Origin of the sequence: Paenibacillus sp. CR_12 (genome assembly GCF_041953985.1) — a bacterium.
Classification (GTDB): domain Bacteria; phylum Bacillota; class Bacilli; order Paenibacillales; family Paenibacillaceae; genus Paenibacillus_AQ; species Paenibacillus_AQ lautus_A.
Genome location: NZ_JAVFHO010000002.1, coordinates 546,487 through 568,843 on the forward strand (window position 1 = coordinate 546,487; position 22,357 = coordinate 568,843).

22 protein-coding genes are annotated in these 22,357 nt (G+C 49.0%); 3 read left to right on the forward strand and 19 right to left on the reverse strand.

The window, feature by feature from the left end:
- Nucleotide 1 precedes the first annotated feature (1 nt).
- From RB297_RS06155 to RB297_RS06185, 7 genes are all read right to left on the reverse strand, one after another.
- Nucleotides 2-2,257 (reverse strand): ATP-binding cassette domain-containing protein, encoded by a 2,256-nt coding sequence (locus RB297_RS06155; RefSeq protein WP_375120044.1) that lies wholly within the window; start codon nucleotides 2,255-2,257, stop codon nucleotides 2-4.
- A gap of 171 nt (nucleotides 2,258-2,428) precedes the next feature.
- Nucleotides 2,429-2,827, reverse strand: a complete 399-nt coding sequence (locus RB297_RS06160; protein WP_096774046.1) for an SRPBCC family protein — start codon at nucleotides 2,825-2,827, stop codon at nucleotides 2,429-2,431.
- On the reverse strand, nucleotides 2,824-3,153 hold the full coding sequence (locus RB297_RS06165) for an ArsR/SmtB family transcription factor (RefSeq protein ID WP_009592507.1): 330 nt from the start codon (nucleotides 3,151-3,153) through the stop codon (nucleotides 2,824-2,826). The genes RB297_RS06160 and RB297_RS06165 overlap by 4 nt, the downstream gene beginning before the upstream one ends.
- A gap of 395 nt (nucleotides 3,154-3,548) precedes the next feature.
- Complete coding sequence (locus tag RB297_RS06170; protein ID WP_375120045.1) at nucleotides 3,549-4,325, reverse strand: TerC family protein; 777 nt, start codon at nucleotides 4,323-4,325, stop codon at nucleotides 3,549-3,551.
- A gap of 418 nt (nucleotides 4,326-4,743) precedes the next feature.
- On the reverse strand, nucleotides 4,744-5,181 hold the full coding sequence (locus tag RB297_RS06175; protein ID WP_375120046.1) for a hypothetical protein: 438 nt from the start codon (nucleotides 5,179-5,181) through the stop codon (nucleotides 4,744-4,746).
- Complete coding sequence (locus tag RB297_RS06180; protein WP_277746095.1) at nucleotides 5,171-5,644, reverse strand: MerR family transcriptional regulator; 474 nt, start codon at nucleotides 5,642-5,644, stop codon at nucleotides 5,171-5,173. The genes RB297_RS06175 and RB297_RS06180 overlap by 11 nt, the downstream gene beginning before the upstream one ends.
- A gap of 211 nt (nucleotides 5,645-5,855) precedes the next feature.
- Entirely contained in the window at nucleotides 5,856-5,960 is a 105-nt protein-coding gene (locus RB297_RS06185) for a DUF6254 family protein (RefSeq protein ID WP_015735743.1), read from the reverse strand.
- 291 nt (nucleotides 5,961-6,251) lie between these two features.
- Between RB297_RS06185 and RB297_RS06190 the strand changes: the two genes are divergently transcribed.
- Nucleotides 6,252-7,124: a hypothetical protein gene (locus RB297_RS06190; RefSeq protein ID WP_277746096.1), complete on the forward strand. Its 873-nt coding sequence runs from the start codon at nucleotides 6,252-6,254 to the stop codon at nucleotides 7,122-7,124.
- A gap of 95 nt (nucleotides 7,125-7,219) precedes the next feature.
- Here RB297_RS06190 and RB297_RS06195 read toward each other — a convergent pair whose 3' ends face one another.
- Entirely contained in the window at nucleotides 7,220-8,140 is a 921-nt protein-coding gene (locus RB297_RS06195) for an arginase family protein (RefSeq protein WP_375120047.1), read from the reverse strand.
- 105 nt (nucleotides 8,141-8,245) lie between these two features.
- On the opposite strand from RB297_RS06195, the gene RB297_RS06200 reads away from it, so the two are divergent.
- A complete protein-coding gene (locus RB297_RS06200; RefSeq protein ID WP_096774052.1) occupies nucleotides 8,246-8,587 on the forward strand; it encodes a winged helix-turn-helix transcriptional regulator in 342 nt (113 codons plus the stop codon).
- 23 nt (nucleotides 8,588-8,610) lie between these two features.
- Here the strand turns inward: RB297_RS06200 and RB297_RS06205 are convergent, their stop codons facing one another.
- The 3 genes from RB297_RS06205 to RB297_RS06215 all read right to left on the reverse strand — a co-directional run bounded on the left by RB297_RS06205 (nucleotide 8,611) and on the right by RB297_RS06215 (nucleotide 11,249).
- Nucleotides 8,611-9,450, reverse strand: a complete 840-nt coding sequence (locus RB297_RS06205; RefSeq protein WP_375120048.1) for a formylglycine-generating enzyme family protein — start codon at nucleotides 9,448-9,450, stop codon at nucleotides 8,611-8,613.
- A 166-nt stretch (nucleotides 9,451-9,616) separates the two neighbouring features.
- Complete coding sequence (locus tag RB297_RS06210; protein WP_009592475.1) at nucleotides 9,617-10,252, reverse strand: glycoside hydrolase family 11 protein; 636 nt, start codon at nucleotides 10,250-10,252, stop codon at nucleotides 9,617-9,619.
- Nucleotides 10,253-10,559: 307 nt separating this feature from the next.
- Nucleotides 10,560-11,249, reverse strand: coding sequence for a DNA alkylation repair protein (locus RB297_RS06215; RefSeq protein ID WP_375120049.1), 690 nt, complete (start codon nucleotides 11,247-11,249; stop codon nucleotides 10,560-10,562).
- 721 nt (nucleotides 11,250-11,970) lie between these two features.
- Here RB297_RS06215 and RB297_RS06220 point away from each other — a divergent pair.
- Nucleotides 11,971-13,434 (forward strand): Msr family ABC-F type ribosomal protection protein, encoded by a 1,464-nt coding sequence (locus tag RB297_RS06220; protein ID WP_375120050.1) that lies wholly within the window; start codon nucleotides 11,971-11,973, stop codon nucleotides 13,432-13,434.
- Between the two features lie 123 nt (nucleotides 13,435-13,557).
- Here the strand turns inward: RB297_RS06220 and RB297_RS06225 are convergent, their stop codons facing one another.
- The 8 genes from RB297_RS06225 to RB297_RS06260 all read right to left on the reverse strand — a co-directional run bounded on the left by RB297_RS06225 (nucleotide 13,558) and on the right by RB297_RS06260 (nucleotide 22,302).
- Nucleotides 13,558-13,779 carry a helix-turn-helix domain-containing protein gene (locus tag RB297_RS06225; protein WP_015735752.1) on the reverse strand — a complete coding sequence of 74 codons (222 nt, stop codon included), beginning with the start codon at nucleotides 13,777-13,779 and terminating at the stop codon, nucleotides 13,558-13,560.
- Between the two features lie 11 nt (nucleotides 13,780-13,790).
- A complete protein-coding gene (locus RB297_RS06230; protein ID WP_096774057.1) occupies nucleotides 13,791-14,273 on the reverse strand; it encodes a DUF2975 domain-containing protein in 483 nt (160 codons plus the stop codon).
- A 174-nt stretch (nucleotides 14,274-14,447) separates the two neighbouring features.
- The gene (locus RB297_RS06235) at nucleotides 14,448-14,900 is read right to left on the reverse strand and encodes a hypothetical protein (protein WP_375120051.1); all 453 of its coding nucleotides are present in this window, start codon (nucleotides 14,898-14,900) and stop codon (nucleotides 14,448-14,450) included.
- A 341-nt stretch (nucleotides 14,901-15,241) separates the two neighbouring features.
- Complete coding sequence (locus tag RB297_RS06240) at nucleotides 15,242-17,860, reverse strand: family 16 glycosylhydrolase (RefSeq protein ID WP_375120052.1); 2,619 nt, start codon at nucleotides 17,858-17,860, stop codon at nucleotides 15,242-15,244.
- A gap of 453 nt (nucleotides 17,861-18,313) precedes the next feature.
- Nucleotides 18,314-18,790, reverse strand: coding sequence for a YqeG family HAD IIIA-type phosphatase (locus tag RB297_RS06245; protein WP_375120053.1), 477 nt, complete (start codon nucleotides 18,788-18,790; stop codon nucleotides 18,314-18,316).
- A 142-nt stretch (nucleotides 18,791-18,932) separates the two neighbouring features.
- Complete coding sequence (locus RB297_RS06250; protein ID WP_375120054.1) at nucleotides 18,933-20,186, reverse strand: MFS transporter; 1,254 nt, start codon at nucleotides 20,184-20,186, stop codon at nucleotides 18,933-18,935.
- Between the two features lie 173 nt (nucleotides 20,187-20,359).
- Nucleotides 20,360-21,577, reverse strand: coding sequence for an MFS transporter (locus tag RB297_RS06255; RefSeq protein WP_213578893.1), 1,218 nt, complete (start codon nucleotides 21,575-21,577; stop codon nucleotides 20,360-20,362).
- Between the two features lie 140 nt (nucleotides 21,578-21,717).
- Complete coding sequence (locus RB297_RS06260; RefSeq protein ID WP_096774064.1) at nucleotides 21,718-22,302, reverse strand: TetR/AcrR family transcriptional regulator; 585 nt, start codon at nucleotides 22,300-22,302, stop codon at nucleotides 21,718-21,720.
- Nucleotides 22,303-22,357 lie beyond the last annotated feature (55 nt).

The window sequence follows — 22,357 nt, forward strand, 5'->3', positions numbered from 1 at the left end:
GTTACATCAAATATCTTCCCGTAATCGACAGCTCCGCCTGAGTGATCTGCGCCGGCGTGCCCTCAAACACCACTTGCCCGCCCTTGCTGCCTCCGTCCGGTCCCATGTCGATGATCCAGTCCGCTTGGCTGATCACCTCGAGGTTATGCTCGATGACAATTACCGTATTGCCTGCGTCCACAAGACGGTTCATGATCTCCAGCAGGTGGCCGATATCCGACATATGCAGACCGGTGGTCGGCTCGTCCATCACGTAAATGCTGCCTTTCTTATGCAGCTCGCTTGCCAGCTTGATGCGCTGGCACTCCCCGCCCGAGAGCGTGCTGAGCGGCTGGCCGAGCGTAATATAGTTCAATCCCACATCGCTCATGGCCTGAAGCTTGCGAACAACCTCTTTGAGTTCAAAAAAGTCCAGTGCCTGCTCCACCGTCATCTCCAGCACTTCGGCAATCGACTTGCCGTTCAGTTTGTACTCGAGTACCTCATCCTTGAAGCGTCTCCCCCCGCACACATCGCATGGCAGCTTTACGCTGTCGAGGAAGGAAAGGTCCGTATACAATACGCCAAGCCCTTGGCAGTTCTCGCAGGCTCCCTTCGAGTTGAAGCTGAACAAACCCTGGTTCACCTTGTTCGCCGAAGCAAATGCTTTACGAACATCATCCATTATGCCCGTGTACGTGGCTGGATTCGAGCGCGTGGATACGCCTACCGCCGATTGATCGATGACGATTGCATCCGGATGCTGGCTGAGAAATACTTCGTTGATCAGGGTGCTTTTGCCCGAGCCGGCGACACCCGTAACAACGGTCAGCACTCCGGTCGGAATATCGACGCTCACGTTCATTAGATTGTGCAGCGTGGCCTCCTTGATGGACAGCTTGCCGGATGGCTGCCTGCAGTCGTGCTTCAGCTGGAGCGGCCGCTTCATATGGGTCCCTGTTAAAGTAGCAGACTCCAGAAGTCCGGAGTAGCTTCCCTCATATACGATGGTACCGCCGCGGCTGCCGGCGTACGGCCCAACGTCGACGATATGGTCCGCCACCTTGATCACATCGGGATCATGCTCAACGACAATAACGGTGTTGCCCTTGTCGCGCAGCTTCTGAAGCAGTTCATTTAACCTGTGTACATCGCGGGGATGCAAGCCAACGCTGGGCTCATCGAAGATGTAAGTGACGTCCACGAGGCTGCCGCTCAGATGCTTGACCATTTTGACGCGCTGCGACTCGCCGCCCGACAAGGTATCCGTCTCGCGGTCCAGCGTCAAGTAATCCAAGCCGATATCCACCAGATGCTGCAGACGCTCCGTTAACGATTTGATGATCGGTGCGGCGATCGGATCATCGATCTCGCGTATAACGCGGATCAGCTGGCCCACTTCCATGGCGGACATCTCCGCAATGTGGAGTCCATTGATTTTGCAGCTCAGCGTCGCTTGGCTGAGTCTTGCGCCGCGGCAGCTGGGGCACGGACCCTCCGTGATAAATGGCATCACGGCTTTCTGCGTGCGTTCGGACTTCGTTTTCACATCCTGCTTGATGTATTTGTTGGTGAACTTCTCAATGACGCCTTCCACCGTAATGTTCGTTGCCTTACCGGCGAAATCCATCTTTACTTTTCTTGCCTTGGCATACAGGAGATGCTCCAATTCCTCATCGGAATAATCGCTCAGCTTTTTGTCCGGATCAAAATCGCCCGATTGCAGTATCATGTTCCACTCCCAGCCGTTTACCGAATAGTCCGGCAGCATCAGAGCGCCTTCATTCAGCGACTTGGTCATGTCCACCGCCTTGCTCATGTCGACGCCAAGCTTGCGACCGATTCCGTTGCACTCCGGGCACATGCCTTGCGGATCGTTGAAGGAGAATAAATGCGCGGGTCCGATATGGGGCTGACCCACTCGGGAGAATAAAAGTCGGAGAATGGGAGAAATATCGGTAATGGTGCCCATCGTGGAATGGGAACCGCCGCCAAGCCGCTTCTGATCCACGATAACGGCCATGCTCAGATTCTCGATTGCGTCCGTATCCGGCTGGGGAACGCGGGGCAGGAACGTACGAACGAACATGCTGAAGTTCTCATTCAGCAGTCGCGTGGATTCTGCGGCGATCGTATCGAAGACAATCGACGATTTGCCGGATCCGGATACACCGGTGAAGATCGTGATCTTCCGCTTGGGAATGCGCAGGGATACGTTCTTAAGATTGTTTTCCCTCGCACCCGAGAGCACGATATACTCCTGATTTGTTTCGCTCATGCATAACATCCTTCCGATATGGGTGATTTAAGCAATTTTTCAAATGAATCGTCCAAGGCTTAAACCGGCTGCAAGCAGCATGCAGCCGGTTATATCGATGCGGGCCGGCAGGTTCAATCAACGTCCTCTATTCATTTAGCGCTTGGGTGCGGAACGTTAATATGGATGCGGTTAATCTGCCAATGCCTTTTCAAGCTTGGCGACCCATGCACTCCATCCATGCTTAGCCCCCTCGAGCCCATGAACGTTGGAAAATCCGATTTGTTCGAGATGGAGGTTAACCTTTCCGCCTCCTAAATCCTGCAGCGTCAAGGTAACCGTATGTCTTTCCTCACCGGTGGCCCAGGTATAGGATAGAAGATTAGGCTCGTCCACGATAAGCACTTCGCCTTCAACAATCCCATCCCACCATTCTGATGGCTCATGGCGAAACTGAAATCGGTGCCCTACGACGGGTTTAAAATCATTTTCCGTAATCCACTTGGCAAGCTGGTTTGAATCGGTGATGGCTAACCACAGCTTCTCGATCGATGTCTTGAACGGAAAATCCATAGACAATGATAAGCTCATTCATCTTCCTCCTCTAATAGCTGGCTTAAACGCAGCATGTTGGCATTCCAGTACTTGTTGTAAAAAGCCACCCAATCTTGAACTTCTCGGAGTGGCGAAGCGTTAAGCCTGAAACGCGTTTCTCTGCCGACTTTTCGGTCATGTACCAGATCGGCTTCCTTAAGAATCGTTAAATGTTTGGACACCGCAGTACGGCCCATGGGAAACTGTGCCGTTAACTCATGCAGCGGCAGCTCATCGGCTTCCGCCAACAGATGGATCAGTTGGCGCCTGGTCGGGTCTGCAATGGCGTTAAACACATCGCGAGACTGGTAGTTCTCGTTCACAACACCCTCTCCTCCATATTACTGCCGAGGGACAGCCGTTCATTTTCCATCCCTATAGAGTGCGGCCCTGCGGACGAGCGTTCGCGGGGCATGTCCTTGCGAATCGAAGCAGCAAATAAACGGCAAATTTAAAGCCCCGTATCCTGCCACGCGTCCATGAAATGGAGTTGTGTCCGTCTGATCAAAGTGTAACCCTATCATTGATAAGCTGCTCCTCGGTGCTGAATTTCTACATATTCGATATTTTTGATAATCGGACACCATTTAGTGACATTTCGATTATAGGTCACCATTTGGTGTCATGTCAATCCATCGGGCTCGGGATTTTTATGAACGAAAAAGTATAAAACGAGGCAGTGGAATTCGATTCCACTGCCTCGTTTACTTAGGTCAACCTAAAGCGGATCAGGTTGAGTGTGCCTTTTATTCGAGGGGGCAAACCAACCGAGAAGGGCGATGGCGACCAAGACCCCGTAGAAAACGATGGTCCAACCTGTGCTGTGCGGGAAATGATGAGCCAATACGCCAATATCTTCATGGGCCAGGGTGATCACAGCGAGCTTGACGCCGACCCATGCCACGATGGCATATGCCGTGGTCTCCAGTGCCGGCCGTTGAGCAAGCAGCTTCACAAACCATGTGGCCGCGAATTTGATCAGGACAAGCCCTGCGATCCCGCCAAGCACGACAACCAGGAATTGTCCTCCGTCCATCCCGCCGAAATCCGGTAGCGGCGAATCCGGGAGGCCCAGTGCCAGAGCCACAGCAGCAAGAATGGAATCAATCGCAAACGCGAGATCCGCAACCGCAATCTTTCCAACGGTCGACCAAAAGCCTTTTCCCGCGGCATCTTTCTTTATGTCCTCGCGAATATTTTTGTTTTCCTTGCCAAAACGGGCTTTGATGATGTGCTTTAATCCGAGGTATAGGAGATAAGCCGCTCCAATCGCCTGTATTTGCCAGACGTTCGCGATAAACGATATCGCAAACAGGGCGGCGAAGCGAAATACAAAGGCCATGATGATTCCGTAATTGATGGCTTTCTTCTTTTGTTCCTCCGGTAAGTGCTTCGCGATAACCGCCAGCACAAGGGCATTATCCGCCGATAATAAACCTTCCAAACCGATAAGAATCAGTAATGCCCAGGCATACTCCAACCAAAGTGATTCCAACGGTACTTCCCCTCTCTTATGTTAGAATGTTCAGGACCCATTTGTTGCTTCAAGCTCCACGTTTCAGCTCTTGAATTTGATTGCACCGCTGCTCCCTGTCGTTATTACGTTGTCGAGTAATGTCTCGTTTCATTCATTAGGCATCATAATGAAAAAAATTTTATAGGTTATGCTATTTTGAAACAAAACGCTTCGCATTATTCGGCGGGCCAAAACATCAAACCACATTTTGGGCTGATGGTAACATCACTTGATCGAACATGGATCGATATGCTCGGGGTTATTACAACTGCACCCTATGGCTAATAACTACAGCCGGCCTTTGGGCCGGCTGCTGTGCAATGATTGATTTTATGAAAGAATACTGGAATCATGTTCAACAAAATCCACAGACCTCTCTCGATATGGTTATCTTTCGCTAGCGCTTACTTGATAGTAGCGTCGAATCCTTTAGCCCTTTTGGTTTCATTCTAATGCCCAAGAGGATGAAGATGACATAAATTACGATGGCAACCGAATCGACTACCGTGTCCGTTAATGCCGAAACATTTTGAACTGCAGTTATGCCTAGAATGACCATCAGTCGTACGATCAGCAGCGATACGATCATCCATGCAACGGCCCGGATTTTCGATCGTTCGCCTTGGAATGCCATGCAAATGAACGCGATACCGAAGACCAGATTCTCCGCCGTGATGATATGCCAGACATACGTGAATATGATCTCGGAATCCAAGGCGATCTCGCTCGCGCGAAGTATCGGCAGTACAGCGGATTGCCCGTTCCAAGCATGCGTAATGGCAAAAAGCACGGCAAGGATACCGGCAATTAAATAATATGGATTCTTAATCTTCATGTCCAAAACATCCCTCCTCGGGTATACCATTCTCCTTCCTGCGAATCGTTTGGTATATCTCGCGAACGAACGCTGCCAGCCGCTGGTCGCTTTCATGATTAAGGTCCCTTAGCGTTTCGGCTGCTAGCTCAAGCAATTGACTGACCTTTTCCAGACGAGCAATCTTCTCGCGCGTTTCCGCATTCTTGGCATCAAGGAACGAAGCTACCTTCAGGCATTCTGCTGGGTCAACCTCCTCCATTCTGTGGAATCCAAACTTCCCCTTGATTTCGTTAAGCGACAAGTCAGCAAACTGCAGGATTTGAATATTCATTAAATCCATGAGGTCACTCCTCGAATACCTGCGGTACCGATTGTCTTCCCGGGCCGGCGATACGATTCCAATTCGGTCATAGTAGCGAAGTGTATCCTTGGGAATTCCAAGGATCTGCGAAACTTCTTGTATTGAATATAATGGTTTCATGCATTCAAAATAACATTGGAGTAAACTCCAGTGTCAAGTCGCTTTTTTACGAGATCACCATTACCTTATGTCATATCTCATTTAGACCTACTAGTGCCACCATGATTAGAAGAACAAACAAACGTCGCGGAAAAGAGTGTTGAGGATAAAAAAGACTGCCGGTACCTTTCACCGGGCAGTCTTTTGATTTCCAAGTAGTATGCTCTCCAACCTATTCGCTGGACAGTTCCTTGAGCGATTTGATTTTACCATGGGGATGCTGTTCTTGCTTACGCGACTTCCAGGCAGCTTCTTTCCTTCTCTTCTGGTGAGCCATGACAGATATCCTCCTTTGGAAACAGAGATGTATACTACCATCTTATATTGTCATTCCCCGGCTTGGTTCATTCATGAAAATAGGATGCACAACACCACGCGTTATACTCGCGTGAAGCCCAGGACCTTCAAGGCATTATGAAGCTCATTGGATCGCTCATCTCTCGCTCAATTCCTGCTTGGTCCTTTAAGCGCATGTCCTACGCTGCTTGTTCCGTTTATAATGGAATAATGACAACCCGTCGTTACCGGAAGAACGGATGCAACCCGCGTCGAATGAAAGGAGCAATCCATGGACAACAAACAAATGCGCATGTTGAAAAAGCTGTATCACCATACCAATTACAACTATGACCGGGAGCGTGAGGTAAGCGTATATAATACAGAAACGCTTACTGCGGCAGAGCAGGAGCTGCTGGAGGCCAGCGGATGGGTCGTAAACGATCTGCAGTATATTCGGCATGACGAAATCATAGGCCGACTGATCGAGCTGCGTTCGAACGTTCGCTTGACCTGGTCCAGCATAGGCAAGGCCTTTGTTGCTGGGGTGGGTGGAAGCTGGCCCCGAGGCATATCCACGCTGGCCAGTTATCACGCCATGATTCATGCACGCCCCCACGCTTACGAGGAACCCGAATGGCTTCGGGCTTGCAAGGTCTGTGGCTTCAGCCACAGCCATGAAGGCTGGGACAATCTGTCTTACATACGTTACGCGATGCATTTGGGCAACAATTACAGCGGATCAAGCTTCGGCGCATACGTGGATATGGCCGAGTTGGTCGAACTGCTGGAGCAAGAGCCCGTTGAGGCAACGGACAATGACAAGCACGCCTTCAGACAGCTGCTGCAGAGCTTGGACCGGGCCGAGGCTGGCGAAACGCCAGGGCAGTATGAAAAGCGGTTAACCGGCGAAAAAATCTTGAAGGGTCATGCGGGCATTCGCCGTGGCATGCTCCAGGCGCTAGCCAGGGTCGGCGTGCTACCCAACCGCATCCTGGAGCTCTCTCAGGACCGCTGGACGGACACGGCAACCATCATACATGCCGAGTTTGAACTGGACAACACCAAGGGCCGTTCCGACATGGAGATGCCTTGGGCTGGCTGGCAAGGCAGCTTGGGCGTCGATTGGAACAAAGCCCGCACGATTTTCGGCGATTGGGTTTGAATGTCGGTTCAGGAGGTTTCCTATTAAGTTTCGCAGGAAGATCATGGCGACTTCTGTCCCGTATGATCCATCTATGATAAAACGGTTTATGGCTTTTAGTTATTTAAAATAGGCATCTCGCCCAGCAGTTTCTTCAAATAGATAGAATCCCATGGCAGATGCTCCGTGATCCCTAAACCCACGACATCGGTCTCTTCAGACAGTTCCTTCAGCAGATGAAGCAGTTGGGGCAATTGCATGGTTCCCTGAGGAGATAAATTAAAGGGTTCTTCAGGGTTCGCGAACAGCAAAGACCGGAATGCCTTGGGATCAAGCACGTCCAGATCGAGGTGAATCGCCAGGTGCTTAATGCCGCGTTCTTTAATCCACGCTTTAATAGGCGAAGTACTGTTCTTCAACTCCTCGGTGCCAGCAGTACGAATGCCCAGCCTCTGAATCATGTCCGTGTCCTGCTCCGCAAAACCGATGGCTAGCTTTTGGAATCCTTCCGAGATCACCTTGGCTTCTTGTTCGGTAGGCGTTGCTAATCCTGCAATAAAGACGTTTTCGGGTTTTAGAGGGATGTTCACATGTTTGGCAAACTCCTCATCCCCTTCTCCCAACAGATTCCCAAGCGGTACCGTATGCCCGTTGTCATAGCCTACATACCTCACCAAATCACTGTGAGCATCGATCCAGATTAAACCTAACTCCCCGTCGTATCGTTCGTTCAAATAGGCAAAAGGAGCTTGTTCGACCAAGCAGTCGCCGCCAAACATGACAATGCGATCCGGCTTATGTGCATGGATAAGATGATGAGCCGCCTTTAACTGTTCGAGCAGCTGTGTTCTGCCATTCATACCGTTCTCGTTTTCAGGAGGCGTTCCATCATAGGTTTGGACGGGAACATGGATAAGGGGTTGATCATTATCCGGAGCCAGCCAAGCAAGCAGTTCGGCTCCAAAAGAGTAGTTGGGGTTGTTCCCCCCTTGCCATTGCGGCATTAACAGGCGTATCGTTTTCGTTTTTTTAGTCATGCTGTCGTCTCCTTTACTTCAAAGTAAGGTTAGTATAGACTGAGCACAAATAAAAAAGTAGTACGCACTTATTTGAAAGGTACTACCCGAAAGGATAGTGTAAATATGAGCATGGCTGAATTTAAAGGTAAAGTTAAGAATATTCAAGATACGCCTTTTGGTTATACGGTGTCCGTGATCGGCGGCAAATGGAAAATGGTCATTATCTACCTTCTTGCAGAAAACCAAACGGTCCGCTTCAATGATCTGAAAAGACAGATCGGCGCCATTACTTACAAAACATTGAGTTCGCAGCTTAAGGAATTGGAGGCGGACGGACTCGTGAAACGGAAAGAATACCCTCAAGTTCCCCCTAAAGTCGAGTATAGCCTCACGGATAAAGCGGTAACGCTATTACCCGTTTTGGAAGGGTTATGCGAATGGGGAGTAAAGAATCAATACGAATAAAATCGGAACGGCTGGCTCCTTGACTACGCTCCGCGAACGACCCGAAACCCTTGATCCGGGCCAAAGCCATTGGCATCGAATTTGCCTCGGAACGAGATCTCGTTGTTGCTGACGTCGCCGATCCAGCCGCCGCCCTTCACCACCCGAAAGATGCCGCTCTGGCTGTTCGAGTCGCCGTACCAGTCCCAGCACCACTCCCTAACGTTGCCTGACATATCGTATATGCCTAACTCGTTGGGCTTCTGGGTGCCGATCGGTTTGGTTTGATTATGGTTGTTCTCGATGACGGGCCAGTTCCAATCTCCGGTTAAGTATTGATCTCCGGCGTTTCTCCAATACCATGCAACCTCGTCGGCATTATGGCTTCCGCTGTATGCGTAACCCTTGCTAGCCTGGCCACCGCTTGCAGCATATTCCCACTCCGCTTCAGTAGGCAGCCGGTAGCCGTCAGCTCCCTCATTGATCGTGACGGTCCATTTGATATGATCATTATCATTCTTATTATTTGCGTCTTTTTCATCCTTGTGGATGTTGTAATACGGTTCGAATCCTTCCTGTATGCTTCTTCGATTGCAGTACTCCACAACGTCATACCAACTCACCATTTCAACCGGCAATTGATCCCCTACGAATTCCGAGGGATTGCTCCCCATGACTTCTTCCCACTCTTTTTGAGTGACCTCATATTTGCCGATATAAAAGCTCGATAACGACACGCTTTGTCCAGCGTAGTTGGACTTGTCGTTCTTAATAGGCCCGCCTTCTACGAACACAAGATCTTCCTTCTTATCAGGTTTATCCTGCGAACAGGCGCCGATCACAAGCATTGCTGCTATGAAAAGAAACATGCATAGCTTTCTCATGGATAGATCTCCTTTAAGCTGATAGAAGAACCGATAAGTCATGCCCCGGTCTGCAACTCGCCTCCGGCAACGTCGAGGCCGCTGCTCAGACAGAGAACGGCCTGCAACGCATCCGGATAACGGTTTGGTTAGGATGACGGCTTACTTATGATTGATGGTCAGGAAGTTACCACACCGTTACGTTGGAGCTCCCGCTGCTTTGATAGCCCTCTGTCGCTAACACCTGGTAAGACCAGCTGCTTCCCAAATTCATTCCTTTGCTTGCCCATGCGTTCACGTGGTTGCTGAACGTGATGCTGGAGTTTACGCCTGTAGCTCTCTTCGATTGCCGAACGCTCCAATACTGGGCAAATGTTTGTGTGCCGTCAATCGAGGGCGCGTTGTATCGCATCGTTGTATAGATGTCATAGGTGCCCCCATCGCTGGTTACGGTGCCTTTATGCGTTCCTGTAGGCCGGTAAGTCCCCCAGCTGTCAACGACGTAATATTCGATGAGTGAGTTTCTCGTCCAGCCGTAGAGCGTCAAATACCCGTTGCCGGACGGCGCCCAGACGCCGGCATTGTAGTTAATCGTCCGGTTCGGCGATCCGGTATTCCAGCCTTTGCCGACAACGAAATTCCCGGTATTTTGCCACGTTACGCTGTAATTGCCTCCGGAGCCGTTAACGGCATTGACCGTGCCGCCGCCATCGGTCCAATTCTGCCAGTAGTCCGTCGCTGCGTTTGAGGTTGTTGCAAACAAACCAAAACTCATGGAAGCTGCCAGCACCAGCGTCATTACCTTTTTACTAAACTTAATCATAATCTACCTCCTCTTTTGTGTTGGCTCTGTACAACCGAATGTCGAACGATTCTCTTTTTTTTACTTTTACCTCCTTTCTAAACAAATTATAGGATGATAGCGGTTACATTAAAATTAACAAATTAAATATGATGTCTAGATTATCTTGGTAATTATAGTAAGTAATGGGGCGATCAGGATTCGTTGATAACTTGCCGCTAACCTTGCCGATACCATAAACAAAAAAAAGCCGCGTTTCCCGCGACTTATGCATGCTTATATTTTGTCCCTATTCGATTGAGCTCGATTCTTCCTATTGCAGACGTTCCTAACACCTTACATATTTGCGTTTAAATCCGATCTTCCCTCTCTCGATCTCTTTTTGAATATTGTCGGAAGCCAGCAGGATGCTGCTCTTCTTCTTGTCCCTTTTGATTTCGACTGGTCCGACGGCCTTCGCGATTTCTACCGCCTTATCATGGCTTGGCAAATAAGAAACCCCTACGGTGTATATAAAATTGTTCATAGCGGATTTCGTTCGTTCAGGGGAGGCGTGGATCGTGTTTTTCACCTGTTCGAGCATGCTCTCGATCTTGACGGTATCAAATGCAGCGTCCGCACGGTTACCCAAAAGCCAGCAGTAGCAGCTCCAGCCTGCCGACATTTTAAGCTCTTCACCGCTAGCGATCCACTTATCGGCAACAGCTTGCGCAATTTCCGTTTCGGCCAAAGTCACGGCAACCACATAATCTGACAACATATAAAAATAAGCGCGATCCATCCAACGATCGAAATCGGCTTCCGTCATGATCATGGGGTCTGCAATAATGCCGGCAAAATACATCGCATCATAATTGCCGGTGGCGTAAAGCTGCTCTGCTAAAGGTTGATTTTTCTTGATTTGCTTTGCTAATGGCTTCATTGCGCCAGTAGCGACCCCAAAAAGAGGCTCCTGCGCACCATTGCTCATATAGGTTTTTTTAATCCGTTCCTTGCCGAGTGCCTCCAGTTCCTGCATAACCACGTCGAATTCCAATATAACCCACTTCCTTTTTTGTACAGTATTCATTCACAAATCACGTAGATATCCGGGTAAGGATGGAAATATATTAATTACGAAGAATTATATCATAAGTCGGCTTGTGCAGCCTTACCACCAAAGTTAACCATGTTGCGTCTTTCTCTTTAAAAACACCCCGCTTCTCCTTATGGTGGACTGACCCATCTTCATTGACAGGTATAGCCGTCAATGTTAGAATTCAACGTATCATTGATGAGGAGGCTCGTGATCTATGTTACATTCCATGCGTATAAGATAAGCTGGCAATCAAAAAAGCGGATGTTCCAACCACAAATGTGGGCTTTTTTTGAGCTGCTTATTTCCTGCGTATGTAGACATAGATTGCGACACGGTTAGCTTTTTTGCTATGCCTTTGTGTCGCCATCTTCTCTCGTTATCCATGCAGATTTAAGCCCCGTTGTGGACTCGGATCTGCATTTTTTATTGCCAAAAAACGGCCGAACATCGGACATGGTACAATCCAACCTCATGGGAAACGACATCCCTGCGATTTGGGCTGGACAGGTGTTTTCTTCTCTATCAGGCGTATGGTCAATAAAAACGTAAAGGGGCAAATCTTATGAGATCCATGCATTGGTTCTTCTTTATTTAATCCTCTCTTCTTCAATCGCAGGCGATCCTGCGAACAGAAACTGCGATTTTTGAAGGAGGAATCCATATGGGATTTTTGATAAAAGCAAAAGATATGGTTGTGGAATATTCGGGGCGCGATGTACTGGACATTGATGGACTGGAGCTTTACGACTATGACCGAATCGGTCTCGTAGGCGCGAACGGAGCAGGTAAAAGCACACTGCTAAAAGCCTTGCTGGGGGAAATTCCTTTGTCCCAAGGTACTGTCATTCGGGAAGGCAACTTCCGTTATATTCCCCAATTGGATGATGTCATTGTACAGGAGATTCAAGATTACGCTTTAATCGGCAAGCTGGGAATTGAGAGCTGTGAAGCGGAATATATGAGCGGCGGTGAAGAAACACGTCTAAAAATAGCACAGGCCCTCTCCGGAGAGGTGCACGGAATTTTTGCCGATGAGCCGACATGTCACCTGGATCGGGATGGCATAGACTTTCTGATCCACCAGCTTAAATATTATTCCGGCGCCTTGCTCATCATCAGTCACGACCGTTATTTCCTTGACCAAGTCGTCGATAAGATCTGGGAGTTGAATGAGGGGAAAATCACGGAGTACTGGGGCGGATATTCCGATTTCCTGCGCCAAAAAGAAGAGGAGCGGCATAGTCAGGCTGAAAAATACAAGCAATTTACTGCGGAACGGGAGCGGCTGGAGAAAGCCATTACCGAAAAGCTTAGCCAGGCTCGAAAAGTGGATCAAAAGGCCAAAGGCGCTTCACGAAAAAACAGCTCCGAAGGCGGCGGCCGCCTGGCTCATCAAAAATCGACGGGAAGCAAACAGAAAAAGCTCCATAATGCCGCTAAAAATATGGAGCATCGAATCGAAGCGCTTGGTGAGGTGAAACCTCCTGAAGCCATGCGATCCATCCGTTTTCGGCAAAGCAAAGCCTTGGAGCTTCATCATCCGTTTCCGATTACAGGGAAAGACATTTGCAAACAGTTTGAGGGCAAGGAAATTTTCGAGGAGGCCTCCTTCCAGTTTCCATTGGGCGCCAAGATCGCGGTCACCGGCGCGAATGGATCCGGGAAAACGACGCTTTTCAAGATGATACTCCATCGTGAGCATGGTATTTCCGTATCCCCTAAAGCGGAAATCGGCTATTTTGCCCAAACGGGTTACAAGTTTGACCGTGATCAAGGGGTTATGGAGTTCATGTTGGAAGACAGTGATTATGAAGTGTCGGACACCCGAGCCGTTCTGGCATCGATGGGATTTTCTCAACAGGACGTAAGAAAGTCTTTATCCGTGTTGAGCGGCGGAGAAATCATGAAATTGCAGCTTGCCAAAATGCTGTTAGGACGGTACAACATCCTGCTGATGGATGAACCCAGCAATTTTCTTGATCTTCCTGCGGTGGAAGCGCTTGAACAATTGATGAAGCACTATGCGGGAACGATCATATTCATATCGCACGATGTCCGTTTGATCGAGAATGTAGCCGATACCGTATATGTAATCGAGGACAAAAAAATCATTCAGAGGGCTTAATCACCGTTCGGGTCTTCAAGCGGATGATAGGGTATGTTGTTTCGCTGTGTAAACCTTTTGGCTTAGGGCAGCCTTTTATGGCGGGTCCTAAGCCTTTCTGCGTTTAATTAGGATGCTCCATTTTTATTCCAGCTGGTCCTCGTCCATTCGATATTCTAAAATATCTCCGGGCTGACATTCCAAAGCCTTACAAATCGCCTCTAATGTCGATAATCGAATCGCTTTCGCCTTTCCGTTCTTCAATATGGAGAGATTGGCCATCGTTATTCCAACCTTCTCCGAAAGCTCCGTAACGCTCATTTTTCGTTTAGCCAGCATCACATCGATATTGATTATTATGGCCATGTCGTTTCACCTCAGATTATTAAGTCGTTTTCCGATTTGATATCAATCGCTTCTTGTAACAGCCTTTGAAGGACGGCGGCAAAAACGGCAATCACCATGGAGGCGAAAATCAAGACCAATCCGATCAAGATGATGCCCGGGGCATCGTCTTTCTCCGCGACAAGATAGAACAGCGGCAGGCCAACCACGAACAAGCTGCTGATTGTGATTGCACAGTATTTTATACGCTTTAAAGCTCGTACAGACCATTCCGAGAACGCCTTGTTCTTATCAATATAACTTAAAAGCTTAAAGGCTTGATACAGCGCATAGTAAAACGGGATCGCCGCGGCATAAAAATCGATGAATACCAGATATTTAATATAACTCATATCCGGATACAGCTCGGCAGCAAAATTCGCGATCTCCGGCACCAAAAAGATGCACAAAGCAAGAATCGGAATACCGATAAGAATAACAGCCACCTTTAAAAAGAGCGTTGAAACTTGTTTCATTAAGAGCACCTCACTTCGATATTTTCATTTTTGACTTTAACATATAATTTATCGATTTACAATAAATCATTATTGTTTTTGATTATATTATTACTGTTACTCGATTATACCTTGTATTCTGCAAAAGAAAAAAAGCATTCTTCAATACGAAGAATGCTTTCATCCAACAATTTGTCACCGGAACAGGGATTCAAGGATGCCTGGAGCAAAATCGCTCACGATTTTATACTCCTTGCCGTATCTTTTATGCTTGCTCGAATGGTTATAAATCAGTATATGGTCCGGACTATAAACGACTAGCGTGAAGGTCGGCCCGTTTTCGGTACTCAACAGGATCTCATATTCGTCGCCGCTGTGATCCCTTACGCTGTTCTTACGCAGTTTGAGATCCGAGAAGCCGTTCACGATGCGATCAATCTCCGCTTGATCCGTCATTTTCAGCTGCTGCTCGTCCGGGCGGTTCCGGTTTCTTACAATGTCCAGCTCACGGATCGAGCCGGACTCCTTCAGCTGATCAAGGACCAGCTCCTTGAACGAGGTGCGGTTTTGACTTGCCGAATATACCGTCGCGCTAAGCAGCATCAGGACGCAAATTGCCAAAAAGACATACCAAAAGCGCTTGCTCATCCGCATCGCCTCCCTGGTGGCGGGTCATAAAATTACAAGATTGTTTTCGAGTGTTCGCGGCAGCTTCTTCCATAACTATACCAAAATGCAAGGCATATCGTTAGGCAAAACGACTGAAACAATGGCTCATGATAAGCAGTTATTGAACCTGTGCGTATTGTCACGATGCATCATGCCGAGTTGGGGTACCAGTGCAATGCTTTATAGGAAAAACAAAATAACAGACGGAGGGAAGTCGTAAGACTTCGCCCCCGTCTGTTAGAGGATGTGAATTGTACTCCTGCAACCGAAATAAATAACCGTATCTCCAGTTAATAGCAATGATCTGCCGAAGTATCGATTTACTCCGGCGTTCCTTGGGTCACGCCATGGATATAGGTGAGCCAAGGGGTATCCAGGGCTCCTTGTCCCGGGTTATAGGTGAAAAAGTACTCGACGGTGTCCCCTTGCTTGAGATTGTTTACAGGGTAAGTATAGTTGCCGTTCCCCGTTGGGGTCATGGCTACGTTCAGTTGCCCGCCGTTATTGATCTTGTAATGCAGATCGGCAAAGGTTGCGCCGTTGATATAGAACAGCAGGTCATTGCCGATTTTTTTCAGTCCCCTCACCTCATCGCCGATGACAATCACGCTGGATGGCGCAGGTACCACCGTGATCGTGGAAGAAGCGGTTTTCTGGCCATCGACGCTTGTAGCCGTAACGGTTGCCGTACCCGGAGCGAGCCCCGTCACGACGCCTTCCTGACTCACAGAGGCAACACTCGCACCCGAAACGGACCAAGTGACCTGCTTATTCGTTGCATTGGAGGGCGCTATGCCGGCGTTTAACTGAAGACTCTGCCCCACTTCCACTTGTCCGGAGGTTGGATTCAGCGTGACGCCGGTAACCGGCACATTTCCGGGATTTCCGCTGCCGTTTTCTTTATAAACCCGCACATAATCGACCTGCATCGTAGCAGGAATATCGGACGGATTCGGAGAAATGCCGCCGTCAAAATTTCCGCCGAGCGCCAGATTCATGATGAGGTAGAAAGGCTGATCGAAAGGTGCGTTCGGATTGTTCGGTGCCGCCAAGGAATACCATTGATCATTCGTCACCTTGAAGAAGAACTTGCCATCCACATACCATTTGATGTTGTCCTCTTCCCATACGACGGAATAGACATGATAGTCATTGTTGATGTTCTGCCCTTCCGGGAAATGATATTCGCCAGAAATATGTTGGTTCGCCGGCCATGTTCCACCGAAGTGCACGGCACCGCTCGTCGAGCCTGGCAATCTCCCTCTCGCTTCCATCACGTCGATTTCGCCGGATGCTGCCCATGTTCCGTAAGGGCTGTCTTGCGGCAGCATCCATAGTGCCGGCCATATGCCATTTCCTGTCGGCAGTTTGGCACGGAAGTCGACTCGTCCGTACTTCAGGGTAAAATGATTCTTCGTGTTAATCTTACCGGAGGAGTATTGGGCATACCGGTTTGGATCCTGCGGGAAAGACTTGGGATCGTTCAATGCGCGGATGTTCAGCTTCCCGTCCTGCACGAACACATTTTGCGCACTATCGGTATAATGCTGCAGCTCCGCGTTGCCCCAGCCCCAGGTGTTTGGATCATCATTGAGATAATAACCTTGTTCATAGTTCCATTTGCTTGTATCCAATGTCGTGCCATTAAATTCATCCTGCCAAATGAGGTTCATGCCTTGAATGGCCGGGTCGCTTGGTGTCCCGATCGCAATATCCTCTTGGTCGCTTACATCCGGACGAGGAGCATCGGGATTGCCGATCAACGTGTAGTTGACGTAATTGCTGCCCACGCTGCCGCCTTTTTGCCCGTTCAGTGGATAGCCGATCCGGATCTGCATATCTTCCTGGATGGGCTGAAACCACAGGCCGTAAATATAATCGGCCCAATATCCCCACTGATTCGCATCGGACATGTTGTTGTAGCCATTGGCAGCGTATGTAAATCCGCTCTGGCCGGAATTCCCCAGCTCAACCCACTGCCCGTTGATGTTAATCTGGTATACGAAATTATCAAGCTCCTTGCCTATCGGCGCTCCCCCGTCAATCTTAGGCAGCGGAATGCCGATCGAACCGTTTGCATCTGCCGTAAAGGTCGTTCCCTCATAAGGCGTAATGACATATGAGTTTCGTACGGCTTCATTAAAAGTGATGGTATACACTACGTTAACCCCGGAGGTTTTCGATTCCAATTTGACGTGGATCGACTCCGTAACGTTAAACCAGTACCCGCCGCCTCCATTGGTGAATTGTCCGAAATTATGATCATAGATCCAGCCGCTTGCAGCGTTGTTGTCGATGTCGATCCAGGTGCTGCTGTTAACCGGTTTCACATACACCTTCAAATCATCAGCGACGGCTGCATAGGTCACGGCAGGATCGTTATTGAACGTAGGGTAGGTAAAACCGGCGCCACCCGTAAAGCTTGCAGTAATCTGCGGCCCCTGGGTCGGCGTCATGGCTGTGATCGTGGTTTTGTTAATGTTCTGAAACACCAGCCTGTAATCCAGGGTAACCCCATTCGCTTTCGAGTACAGCTGAATCTCTGTCGTTGCAGAAAGCGTGAACCAATAACCTGTAAATCCTCCGTCGCTCCAATGTCCCCAATTCTGATTGTAAATAAAGCTGCTCACACTATCGATATCGACCCAGTTGCCGCCCACTTTCACTTTGACGCCCACGTCTTGGGCTACATCATTCCAAGTAGCTGCGCCTCCGTTGAATATGGGCATGACAAAGCCATAGCTGGCCTGTCCGACTCCTGATTTGGAGATGACCGGTCCGTCAGCCGCCGAAAAGTAATCCATCGAGGTAACCGTGGAATCTGCTGCCTCGACCTTCGAAGCTGGCCATAATCCGACACTTGCCAGCATGACAACCGCGAAGAACAAACTCAATCCCTTTTGCAAGTACCGCCTTTCCGCCGCGTAAGATCTCTTCATGAATACCCTCCCTTGTTCATATTGTGTGCTCTCAGCATGAGCGCCTGTAAGAAAACGCTTACAGCTGAGGACGTCTTCATTCTATCGAATTCCTAATCTGATGAATAGGTACCATATTTAGGGTGAGGTCTCAATATTTTGGATAACCCAAATACAAGACTTGGCTTTCCGTCAGAAATTAACGAATCATGGTGCGTAGAGTTATTTTCCATACGACAATGAACATAAGGCTGCCTCTTCGGCAGCCTTATGTCATCTCAAGCAGTTTACATAATATTTATTGGGTAAACATTAAACTTCACGATCCCCTGAGTAGAAAATCGCTCGAACTATGTATGATTGTTATTGGCCTAACGCAAAAGGAGCCGTTGCCCTATAAGGTCACCAGCTCCTTCACGATGGATATAAGTTTTTGCCCTCCGACGCCTTTACCCCATTTTCTAACAGCTTCGTCTAAACCCGCAGCACTTTAAGGAAAAGCCGTTTTACCACCCCTATGAACCGTGGTTTCATCCATGAAGAAGACAGGAAAATGGTATGCATCCCTAACCGGTTTCCGCCCCAGAGGTCGGTAAAGATGCCATTTCCAATAACTGCAGTCTCGTTGCTGCGCGTTCCCAGCATATTCATTGCGGTTAAAAATGCTTTTTTCTTCGGTTTGCCTGCTTCATACAATGCCGGAATCTCATTAATCTGACCGTGATTATGCATGGGTGGTTTGCTGTTGGAAACGATGATCACCTTGATTCCATATCTGGATTGAACGTTTTTCAGCCACGCTTTCATCGAATCTGACATGGATTCCGCATTCTTCAACGCTACCGTATTCGTCCAGTCGAGTATGATTCCTTTAATTCCTGCCCCCTGAAGAGCGTCTCCGTCTATCTCCTGAATGGAGTGAGCAATTTGAGAAGGTTTAAAAATAGGCATAGGTTACCTCCACTATATCTATATTGATATTGGTAAGCCAATAGGGTATAGAATGCCTCTTATTGTTAAAATCATTCCCGCATGTTCACCAGAACCAAAAAAAACCGCATGAAGATGCGGCTTTTTTTCAGGTGGTGTTGCATTAATCCGGCGAGACTTCCTCTTGCAGCGGCATGCCCGCTTCAACCAATCGCTTATTGCGCATGAAGAAAACGGTAAGCACGAGCATAAACAATCCGGTACCGACCAGCAGCCATTCGATTTTGACCACGTCGGCAAGCGGACCGAATATCAACATCCCGATGGGCATCATGGAAGTCGAAATCATCCCGAAGACACCGAATATACGCCCCAGATAATTTTCATCCACCTTCTCCTGCAGCATGACGGTCGTTGGCGTATTAAATATGGGCATCGCTACTCCGAATACAGCCATGATGGCCAAATAAATCCAGAAAACAGGCACAATGCCGAGCGCAAACGTGGACACGGCCATGACGAAGCTGGCTATAGCCATCGTGTACACTTTATTATTAAAGCCGCCCCAGGAAGCAATGATCCCCCCTCCAGCCATCATGCCGACGGAAAACGCGATTTCGATTGCCGTCAAGCGCCATACATCGTCCCCGAAGCTGCGGGTAACCTGCAGCGGGGTCAGAAAGGCTGCAGGCGCCATAAGCACGAAGAAAAAGGCGAAGAAGATAAAAAACGACTTGAGAAAAGCATGCTGTTTAATGTAGGCCAAGCCCTCTTTGAAATCGTCCAGATAGCCCGTGCTTTGCGTGTCCGACGCCTTTTTGTGCAGCGGGATTTTGAGAAAGGCAAACAATGTAAAGATCGCGATCGCAGCCGTAACGACGTCGATAAAAAAAATCGCTTCGATCGTTGCTACGGTAAGCAATCCCGCGCTGACGATGGGCGCTACGAACATGATCAGCGCTTGTAGGCTGCCGTTAATACCGTTTACTTTCGTCAGCTTATCTTGCGGCACGATTTGAGGCAATATGGCACCGACCGCTGGAGTCTGAATGCCGGCCCCGAGCGCGCGTACGGCGGAAATGATAAACAGCAGCCAAACCGCCTGATAGCCAAGCATAAACGTAATGGCCAACATCAGCGTAACCACCGCGATCATGGAATCCGCGATCATAATGAGCGTTTTACGGTTGAAGCGGTCCGCCCATACCCCGGCAAAAGGCGACAGCAGGAACGTCGGAATGAATCCGCAAATAATATACAGCGTCATCATGATGCCCGACTGCGTCGTCAGCGTAATGTGCCACATAATGGCATATTGAACCAAGGCAGACCCGAACAGCGAGAGTGTTTGGCTGCTTAAAAAGAGAATGATGTTCCTTTTCCAATGGATTTTCTGGGCATCTTCGGTTTCTGACATCGTCCCACCCTTTCGTATGGTCTCGCTCACGCGAATTACACTCATTATAACGTTTAACGTTAGGCGACATTTCTTTTTAATTGCTCATTATGGATTATCTACGATACATATACCCTACATATTATTTATAATTTATCCTTTAACCGCTTGATGAAAACATGCTTCGCTTTTTCTTATTTGCTGCCGCGCTCCACCCTGCGTTCCGTCAAAAAGTAGAGCAATGCCAAGGCCGGAAAAAGAACGCCCAGCCACATCGCCGCTTTCCAGCCGCCCATAGCGTAGGCCCATCCCCCGGCTGCGGAGCCTATGGCCCCGCCGGCAAAAAAGATCGCCATATACAAGCCGTTCAGCCGGCTCCGCACCTCGGCTCCCAACGTGAAAATCGCGCGTTGTCCCAACACCAAATTGGCGGACACGCCCATATCCAGCAGGATGGCGGCAAGTACCAGGATCACGATAGAAAGCAGAGAACCGCCGGCAAACACGATCGGCAAAAGTCCGGATAGTATCACCAGTACGATGGCAATTCCGGTTGCGGGCCGGATCAGACCCTTATCCGCAAAGCGGCCGGCAAGCGGTGCGGCGGCAGCGCCTGATACTCCAGCCAAAGCAAACAACGCAACGCCTGCAGAGGAAAAGTGATACAGCGGACTTGTTAATACAAGCGGAACCGTTGTCCAGAACAGGCTGAACATCCCGAACAGAAAAGCGTGATACAGCGCCCTGCGACGTAGTATCGGCGTCGTTTTCAGCAACCCCAGCATGGATGTGATGATTGCAGGATATTTATCGGTTGTTTGCGGCTTCCTTGCCGGCAGTACTTTGATCAAAACCAGAGCCAGCACGAAGAGAATGGCGGATGACATCATAAAGATAGCATGCCAGCCGAAGTAATTTTCCACCAAACTCGAAACCGGACGGGCCAGCATGATTCCTAACAACAGTCCGCTCATGACATTACCGACATTGCGTCCTCTCGTCTCCTCCGGGGAGAGATGCGCTGCATAAGGGACCAGGATCTGGGCCGCAACGGACCCCACGCCGATAAACAAGGAGGCGGCAAGAAACAGAGCGGCGTTTCGGGCTGCGGCGGCAAAGATTAAGACGATGGCCGTCAGCATCAGCAGCGTAACCACCAGTTTGCGATTTTCAAGCAAATCTCCCAAAGGAACGATGAACAGCAAGCCGATCCCGTAACCGATTTGGGTCAGCGTGACGATAACCCCTGCGGCTCCTGAAGATAATCCTATAGATGAACTGATCGACTCAACTAAAGGCTGCGTATAGTAAAGATTGGCAACGATCAAGCCGCACGCAACAGCAAGAATCAGCATAATCCAGGGGGACGCGGAAATCTCCAACTTGCCCTTTGCATTTCCATTAACATTCATGAGAAGCACTCCTTTTATAAAAATGATAGTGTAATCATATTGGAACGTTCATTCCAATATGGGAATACGTTCCCCCTGCATGCTTAAGCAAGGGGGATCCAATCGGAATGATTGTTCCGGAATAATGAAAAAAAAAAGCTCTACAGCGACTCGATAACGGCGTTCATCATGCCGCGGACTTTATCGCTGTCGCTTTGGATCCTGGCCATCACGTTGATGCCGTGGTTGAGATTAAGCAGCAGGAACGACAGCATCTTTATGTCTTTCTCGGGGGAAATTTCGCCCGTTTCCTGGCCCTTTTTTAATTTCTCGTAGAACAGCTGCTCCAGCTCCGTAAAGCTTTGGCGAATCGTATTCTGCAAGGGCTCATCCATGGCATCCAGACCCACGGAAGCGTTCGTAATCAGACATCCGTTCGGGTAAGCTTCACCGTGCGTCGCAAACGCGTTCGTGATATGCAGTTCAAAATATTGGCGGATCCCGGCGATCGCAGAAGGGGCATGGTTCATCAGATCGCGTTTTTTTTGCGACATTTTTTTGTATTGCTGGATGGCCTCATAATAAAGCGTTTGTTTATCCTGAAATGTTTCGTACATGCTGGACCTGCTTAATTCCATCGCTTGCAATAAATCCGGTATGCTTGCCCCCTCGTACCCTTTCTCCCAAAAAACGATCATCGCTTTGCGAAGCACCTGCTCACGGTCAAATTCTTTGGTCCGTCCCATTCATACCTCCTCCTTCTCAACACGAGTATAGACTATTCGGAACGAACATTCCAGT

Coding starts and splice junctions, on each gene's coding strand:
- RB297_RS06155 (WP_375120044.1), bottom strand. CDS start 2,257: ATGAGCGAAACAAATCAGGAGTATATCGTGCTCTCGGGTGCGAGGGAA.
- RB297_RS06160 (WP_096774046.1), bottom strand. CDS start 2,827: ATGAGCTTATCATTGTCTATGGATTTTCCGTTCAAGACATCGATCGAG.
- RB297_RS06175 (WP_375120046.1), bottom strand. CDS start 5,181: ATGAAGATTAAGAATCCATATTATTTAATTGCCGGTATCCTTGCCGTG.
- RB297_RS06180 (WP_277746095.1), bottom strand. CDS start 5,644: ATGAAACCATTATATTCAATACAAGAAGTTTCGCAGATCCTTGGAATT.
- RB297_RS06185 (WP_015735743.1), bottom strand. CDS start 5,960: ATGGCTCACCAGAAGAGAAGGAAAGAAGCTGCCTGGAAGTCGCGTAAG.
- RB297_RS06190 (WP_277746096.1), top strand. CDS start 6,252: ATGGACAACAAACAAATGCGCATGTTGAAAAAGCTGTATCACCATACC.
- RB297_RS06195 (WP_375120047.1), bottom strand. CDS start 8,140: ATGACTAAAAAAACGAAAACGATACGCCTGTTAATGCCGCAATGGCAA.
- RB297_RS06200 (WP_096774052.1), top strand. CDS start 8,246: ATGAGCATGGCTGAATTTAAAGGTAAAGTTAAGAATATTCAAGATACG.
- RB297_RS06205 (WP_375120048.1), bottom strand. CDS start 9,450: ATGAGAAAGCTATGCATGTTTCTTTTCATAGCAGCAATGCTTGTGATC.
- RB297_RS06210 (WP_009592475.1), bottom strand. CDS start 10,252: ATGATTAAGTTTAGTAAAAAGGTAATGACGCTGGTGCTGGCAGCTTCC.
- RB297_RS06215 (WP_375120049.1), bottom strand. CDS start 11,249: ATGCAGGAACTGGAGGCACTCGGCAAGGAACGGATTAAAAAAACCTAT.
- RB297_RS06220 (WP_375120050.1), top strand. CDS start 11,971: ATGGGATTTTTGATAAAAGCAAAAGATATGGTTGTGGAATATTCGGGG.
- RB297_RS06225 (WP_015735752.1), bottom strand. CDS start 13,779: ATGGCCATAATAATCAATATCGATGTGATGCTGGCTAAACGAAAAATG.
- RB297_RS06230 (WP_096774057.1), bottom strand. CDS start 14,273: ATGAAACAAGTTTCAACGCTCTTTTTAAAGGTGGCTGTTATTCTTATC.
- RB297_RS06235 (WP_375120051.1), bottom strand. CDS start 14,900: ATGAGCAAGCGCTTTTGGTATGTCTTTTTGGCAATTTGCGTCCTGATG.
- RB297_RS06240 (WP_375120052.1), bottom strand. CDS start 17,860: ATGAAGAGATCTTACGCGGCGGAAAGGCGGTACTTGCAAAAGGGATTG.
- RB297_RS06245 (WP_375120053.1), bottom strand. CDS start 18,790: ATGCCTATTTTTAAACCTTCTCAAATTGCTCACTCCATTCAGGAGATA.
- RB297_RS06250 (WP_375120054.1), bottom strand. CDS start 20,186: ATGTCAGAAACCGAAGATGCCCAGAAAATCCATTGGAAAAGGAACATC.
- RB297_RS06255 (WP_213578893.1), bottom strand. CDS start 21,577: ATGAATGTTAATGGAAATGCAAAGGGCAAGTTGGAGATTTCCGCGTCC.
- RB297_RS06260 (WP_096774064.1), bottom strand. CDS start 22,302: ATGGGACGGACCAAAGAATTTGACCGTGAGCAGGTGCTTCGCAAAGCG.